The organism is Clostridium sp. D53t1_180928_C8 (genome assembly GCF_015667795.1).
Taxonomy (GTDB): domain Bacteria; phylum Bacillota; class Clostridia; order Clostridiales; family Clostridiaceae; genus Clostridium.
This window is the reverse complement of the sequence record NZ_JADPEL010000005.1, coordinates 197196-203540: the sequence shown is the minus strand read 5'-3', so window position 1 is coordinate 203540 and position 6345 is coordinate 197196. Positions and strand designations below refer to the sequence as shown.

Annotated in this window: 6 protein-coding genes; 5 read left to right on the top strand and 1 reads right to left on the bottom strand. The window is 28.0% G+C overall.

Annotation, left to right across the window (positions count from 1 at the left end; translation table 11 throughout):
• Positions 1-313: 313 nt before the first annotated feature.
• Positions 314-1093, bottom strand: coding sequence for a zinc transporter ZupT (gene zupT, locus I4V51_RS06010; protein WP_195987413.1), 780 nt, complete (start codon positions 1091-1093; stop codon positions 314-316).
• A 123-nt stretch (positions 1094-1216) separates the two neighbouring features.
• On the opposite strand from zupT, the gene I4V51_RS06005 reads away from it, so the two are divergent.
• The 5 genes from I4V51_RS06005 (at position 1217) to I4V51_RS05985 (ending at position 6293) form a co-directional block, all read left to right on the top strand.
• A complete protein-coding gene (locus I4V51_RS06005) occupies positions 1217-1900 on the top strand; it encodes a DUF554 domain-containing protein (RefSeq protein ID WP_195987412.1) in 684 nt (227 codons plus the stop codon).
• 207 nt (positions 1901-2107) lie between these two features.
• Positions 2108-2815, top strand: coding sequence for a hypothetical protein (locus I4V51_RS06000; protein ID WP_195987411.1), 708 nt, complete (start codon positions 2108-2110; stop codon positions 2813-2815).
• Positions 2816-2979: 164 nt separating this feature from the next.
• Complete coding sequence (locus I4V51_RS05995) at positions 2980-4314, top strand: CoA-disulfide reductase (protein WP_195987410.1); 1335 nt, start codon at positions 2980-2982, stop codon at positions 4312-4314.
• A 186-nt stretch (positions 4315-4500) separates the two neighbouring features.
• Entirely contained in the window at positions 4501-5652 is a 1152-nt protein-coding gene (locus tag I4V51_RS05990) for a sensor histidine kinase (protein ID WP_195987409.1), read from the top strand.
• Between the two features lie 2 nt (positions 5653-5654).
• Entirely contained in the window at positions 5655-6293 is a 639-nt protein-coding gene (locus I4V51_RS05985; RefSeq protein WP_195987408.1) for a response regulator transcription factor, read from the top strand.
• Positions 6294-6345 lie beyond the last annotated feature (52 nt).

The following is a 6345-nucleotide window of genomic DNA, read 5'->3' as shown; positions in this document are numbered from 1 at the left end:
GAAGAAGAAGAGGGCTCTTCTATGAATCGTTACAAAAAAGATAGTTATTATTGGTATAAAAAAGTTATAGAAACAAATGGTGAAGAACTATAATAAAAAGGAGCTAATTATTTTTTTAATTAGCTCCTTTTTTTAGGGAATTGTAATATCATTTATAAAATTATAAGTAATTTCAAGTATGGTATATGCAACTCCAACTAAAGTAATAATTGCTAATAGAATCATAGTATCACTCCAAAAAAACAATATTTATTAATATGGTAATAAAAAATAATAAAAAATATACGTTAATTTTATTTTAAATTATAAAATACTAAACAAATAAATGAGTTATAGGCATTATGCTAATGCCTAAGAATATAGAGGCTACAGAAAGACGTGTATATCCATACTTTCTAGAGGAAGGAATAAGCTCATCTAATGAGATGTAAATCATTATCCCACATACTACAGCGAAAATTATTCCAAGTATAAGTTCATTAATAAATGGTTTTAAACATAAGAATGCAATTAAAGCGCCTAAAGGTTCTGCCATTCCTGAAAGGAAAGAATATTTAATTGCTTTATATCTGCTTTTGGTTGCAAAGTAAATTGGCATGGCAATGGCAATACCTTCTGGTATATTATGAAGTGCTATAGCTAAAGTTACAGCAATTCCTAATGAAGCATCCTGATATCCAGAAACAAATGTCGCAATACCTTCGGGAAAGTTATGTATCATAAGTGCTATAGTTGATACCAAGCCAACTCTAAAAATATCAAAATTATTATCACATTTAGGAACGGTTCCTTTCTCATCTTCAGGAATAAATATATCAATTAAATAAGCCATTAATGCACCTATTAACAAAAAGAGAATAGACCATAGTATACCATTAACTTTTCCATGATACTTTGATATAGCTTCTTGCGCAGTAGGAAATAAATCAGTAAATGATACTGTTATCATAACACCAGCAGAAAAACCAAGAGAAAAGGTAAGAAATTTTTCGTTTCGAGTTTTACTAAAGAAAATAATAACGGCACCTAAAACAGTTGACAGTCCTGCTATTGTGGAAAGTAATAAAGGAAATAATGAATTATTATCAATCATTTTCAACCTCTCTATATTATTGTTACATAATTATTTTATGAATGATGTAAGATAAAAAGAATATAAATTTTTACAAAATATTGGTATAATCATAAATAAAAATAATAAAATTGGGGTGATAATATGCTAGGAACAATAGTAAATTCAATAGCAGTAATTGTAGGATGCTTAGTCGGTCTTGTAGTAAAAGGTAGATTAACTGAAAAAATAAGTACTACTATAATGAATGGACTTGCATTATGTACTATATATATAGGTATAGCGGGAGCTTTAAATGGTGAGGATACATTAATAATGATAATATCTGTAGCTATTGGAGCATTATTGGGTGAAATTATAGATATTGATAAGTGTCTAAATAAATTAGGATATTATTTAGAAAGTAAATTTAAGAGAAAGAAAGAAAGTAATATATCTATAGCTGAAGGATTCATAACTTCAAGTCTTTTATTTTGTGTAGGAGCAATGGCAATAGTTGGTTCTTTAGAAAGTGGATTAAAAGGAAATCATAATACGTTATTTACTAAGTCTATTTTAGATGGAATATCTTCTATTATTTTTACATCATCATTAGGAATTGGAGTTGTATTTTCTGCAGTAACAGTATTTATATATCAAGGAGTTATAACATTAGGAGCAGGACTTTTATCCGGAGTATTAAGTGAAACTGTAATTACAAATATGAGTTCTGTTGGAGGACTACTTATAGTTGGACTTGGATTTAACATGTTAGGTTTAACTAAAATTAAAATTGCTAACTTACTTCCATCTATATTTTTACCAATTATATTTCAATTATTTATCTAATTGCTATTGGATGTAATACTGTTACTCTTTTTATCTGGGAGTTAACAAATTTGTATTACCATACAAAAGGAATTTCTTTCTAGAGATTAAGAAGTTAGGTGATATGGTAAGATTTTATAAAAGTTGAATTAATTCAAGTAAAATTAGTAATAAGAGGTACAAAATGGTAATATATAATTGTAATTATATATTTTTAGGAGGGAAATAATGAAAAAAGATTATTCGGCACTTATTTGGGGACTTGTGTTTGTTGCTGTAGGAATTATCTTTGGAGGGAATGCTCTTAACATATGGGATATAGATGTATTTTTCCCAGGATGGTGGACTTTATTTTTAATTATACCTGGATTAGTATCTATGGTTAGATACGGATTTAATTGGGGATCAGGAATACTAGTAATATTAGGCTTAATATTACTTTTTGATGCCTTAGATATTATTAGTAGTGATATTATGTGGAAATTAGTATTTCCATTGATTTTAGTTATTATAGGTATTTCTATTTTAACATCATTTTTTAGAAGTGGTACTAAAAGAAACATTGAAGATGAAGAGTATACTAAAAGTAAATCATATAAGTATGATTCAACACAATATCCAAGATATACTGCTATATTAGGTGGTGGAGATTACAAGAATAATGCTGAAGATTTAAAGGGGGTAGTGGCAGAGGCTATATTAGGTGGACTAGAAATAGATTTAAGAGATGCTAAAATAACAGAAGATATAGTATTAGAGCTTACTGCTGTATTAGGAGGAATAGATGTATATATTCCTGAGGATGTTAGAGTGGAAATAATTTCTGGAGTACCAGTTTTAGGTGGATTTGAGCATAAGATAAATAGAAACGCTTTGTCTGGCCCTAAGGTGAGAATTAAATATACTGCAGTATTAGGTGGAATAGAAGTTAAATAATATTTTAAGTAATAGTTCTAATTTTAGGACTATTATTTTTTTGAATTTCATTTATAATAAGAATAAATGTTATTTAACAATTACTTTATTTTTATATAAATTTAAGATAAAGAGTAAACTATAAATAATTGAGGGTTCAATTATAGAAGAGGAAGGTGTTATAGATGAAGGTTGTAATTATCGGTGGAGTTGCAGCAGGAATGAGTGCAGCAGCTAAGTTTAAAAGACTTTCACCTAATGATGATGTAGTAGTATATGAGAAGGGTGATATAGTTTCATTTGGAGCTTGTGGACTACCATATTATGTAGGTGGATTCTTTGATGATTCAAGAGAGATGATAGCAAGAACTCCTGAACAATTTAAGGAATCAGGAGTAGAAATACATATTAAACATGAAGTTATAGATGTAGATTTTTCTAATAAAAAATTGAATGTAAAAAATCTTAATACAAATGAAATATTAGAAGAAAATTATGATAAATTAATGATTGCAAGTGGTGCAAGAGCAATAATACCGCCTATTAAAAATATTAATTTAGAAAATGTAGTAACTTTAAAATCTATGGAGGATGGTAATAAATTAAGAGACTTAATGGCAAATGAAGATTATAAGAAAGTTACTATTATAGGAGCTGGATTTATAGGACTTGAGGCTGTTGAAGCTGCAAAGCATAAGGGTAAGGAAGTTACTGTTATTCAATTACAAGATAGGGTCCTTCAAGAAGTATTTGATAAAGATATAACTGAGCTTTTAGAAGAAGAATTAAGAGATAATGATATTAATCTTTTATTAGCAGAAACTGTAGTTGAACTTATTGGTGATGGAAAAGTTTCTAAGGTTAAAACTGATAAAAGAGAAATTGATGCAGATATAGTTATACTTGCAACTGGTGTTAAGCCAAATACTGATTTCTTAAAATCAGATGAAATAAGGATGTTAAAGAATGGAGCACTTATAGTTGATAGCTATGGAAGAACATCAGTAGAGGATGTTTATTCAGCTGGTGACTGTGCGACTATAAATAATTTAATTACAGGAAAAGAAAGTTATGTTCCTCTTGCAACTGGAGCTAATAAGCTTGGAAGAATAGTGGGAGAAAATTTAGCAGGTCAAAATAATTCATTTCAAGGTTCTATGGCATCTAGCTGTATTAAGGTTATGAAGATGGAAGCTGCTAGAACTGGCTTATCTGAAAAGGAAGTTAAAGATTTAGGATTTGATTATAAAACTAAGTTTATAACTGACATGAATCAAACAAGCTACTATCCTGGTAGAGAAAGAATTTATATTAAGCTTATTTATGATGCACATACTAAGGTTATATATGGAGGGCAAGTAGCAGGATATAAGGATGCTGTTCAAAGATGTAATGTAATAGCAGCGTGTATTTATGCAAAGATGACTACAGATCAATTAGGAATGTTAGATCTTTGTTATTCACCACCATTTGCAAGAACATGGGATGCATTAAATGTAGCAGGTAATGTTTCAAAGTAAATTAAGTATATTTTAAAGATATAAATAATGTATAGTGCAATTTCTTTAGGGAGATTGCACTTTTTATTTAAATGGGAAATAAGTAAAAATATAAATAGAACTACATAGAAAATAAGATTATGTAGTTCTATTTATTGTATAATATAGGTAAGGCAAAATAAAGTTAAGAAAAAATTGAGAGGTGTTATGGCAAAAAGCAAGGAATTACTATTAATACGATATATATCTATGTTTATACTTATTTTTCAAGTGTTTATAGAAAAGGAAAACAAAAGTATAGTAAGTATTATTTTTATATTATTATTTATAATAAATAATAATTTGAGAGTATTTTATTTTAAAAGTGATAATGCTAATATATTATCCATAATTGTAGAATTATTAATTATACCTTTTGCGCAAGTTAGATTTGGAGGAAGTATAATTTTTTATGTTATTGGAGCGGCTATTGATATATTTAATTTAAAAAATAATGGATTTAAGTATAGTTTAATTGGCTTTGTATTAGCAATAAGTCTGTCAAATAGTTTTACAGGCAATATAGAAGAAAAGTTTATTTATTTTACTGTTTTAGTAATATTCTTTATTTTATTAAATTATATTTCAAATCTTTATGCTACAAAAAAAGAGGCTCAAAATCTTTATGATAAGCTGAGAATTTCAGAAGAGAGTCTTATAGGTGCTAATAAAGAACTTGAAATGTATGCTAATTCTATAGAAGAAATTACATTGCTTAAAGAAAGAAATAGAATATCAAGGGAAATTCATGATAGTGTTGGACATGCTTTATCAACAGCAATGATTCAATTATCTGCAATGGAGGCAATTGCGAATAAGGAAGGTAGTTCACTAAAGAGCATGGCTAATAATTTAAGAGAATTTATAAATGTAAGTTTTCAGGATGTTAAAAAGGCAGTAAGAGAGCTTAAACCTGATGAATATGATAATTATCAAGGTGTTTTGAGATTACAGGAAATATGTAAAAACTTTGAAAAGATGTCTGGAATTGAAGTTAAAACAATAATATCCAAAGGTGAGTGGAATTTATCAACTAAGCAAATTAGTCATTTATATAGAATAACTCAAGAAGTATTATCTAATTCATTAAAACATGGTAAGGCAGAGTTAATAAAAGTAATTATGAATTTTACAGATAATGAATTCATAATTTCTTTTAATGATAATGGAATAGGAACTGATGTTATAACTGAAAGTGGAGTAGGGCTTAAAAGTATAAGAGAACGTATAGAAGAGTTAGGTGGAATGGTTGATATAAAATCTGAAAAAGGAAGGGGCTTCTTCATTAAGTTAATAGTACCTAGGGAGAAGGAGATTTAGGGATGGATAAAATAAAGTTATTGATTGTAGATGATGAAAAGTTAATAAGAGAAGGTTTAAAAATAATGCTATCTATTTTTGAGGATATTGATGTTGTTGGAACAGCTGAAAATGGATATAAAGCTTTAGAGTTTTGTCAAAATAATGAAGTTGATATTGTTCTTATGGATATAAGAATGAAGGAATGTGATGGAGTTATGGGAACAAGGCTTATTAAGGAACAATTTACAAAAATAAAGGTATTGATTTTAACAACCTTTAAAGATAAAGAATATATTCAAGATGCATTGAAATATGGGGCATTCGGATATATGCTTAAGGATAGTTCTCATGATGTAATTTATGAAGGAATAAAAACAGCCTATAAAGGCAATATGGTAGTACATCCTGAAGTAGCAACACAAATGATGGATAATAGTCCAAACATTAAGAAGAGTATAGAAAAATTTGAGCTGTTAGATAAAGAAATTAAAATAATAGAGTTAATAGCTAATGGATTAACTAATAAAGAAATAGCTGAAGAGATATTTTTATCAGAAGGAACAGTAAAGAATTATATTACTAATATACTTTCTAAGTTAGAACTTAGAGATAGAACACAAATTGCAATTTTTGCATTTAAAAATGGAATAGTGACTTAAGTCATTTATGTAGTGACCTTAAGTAGTGGTTATCCCCCTAAGAATATCTTAT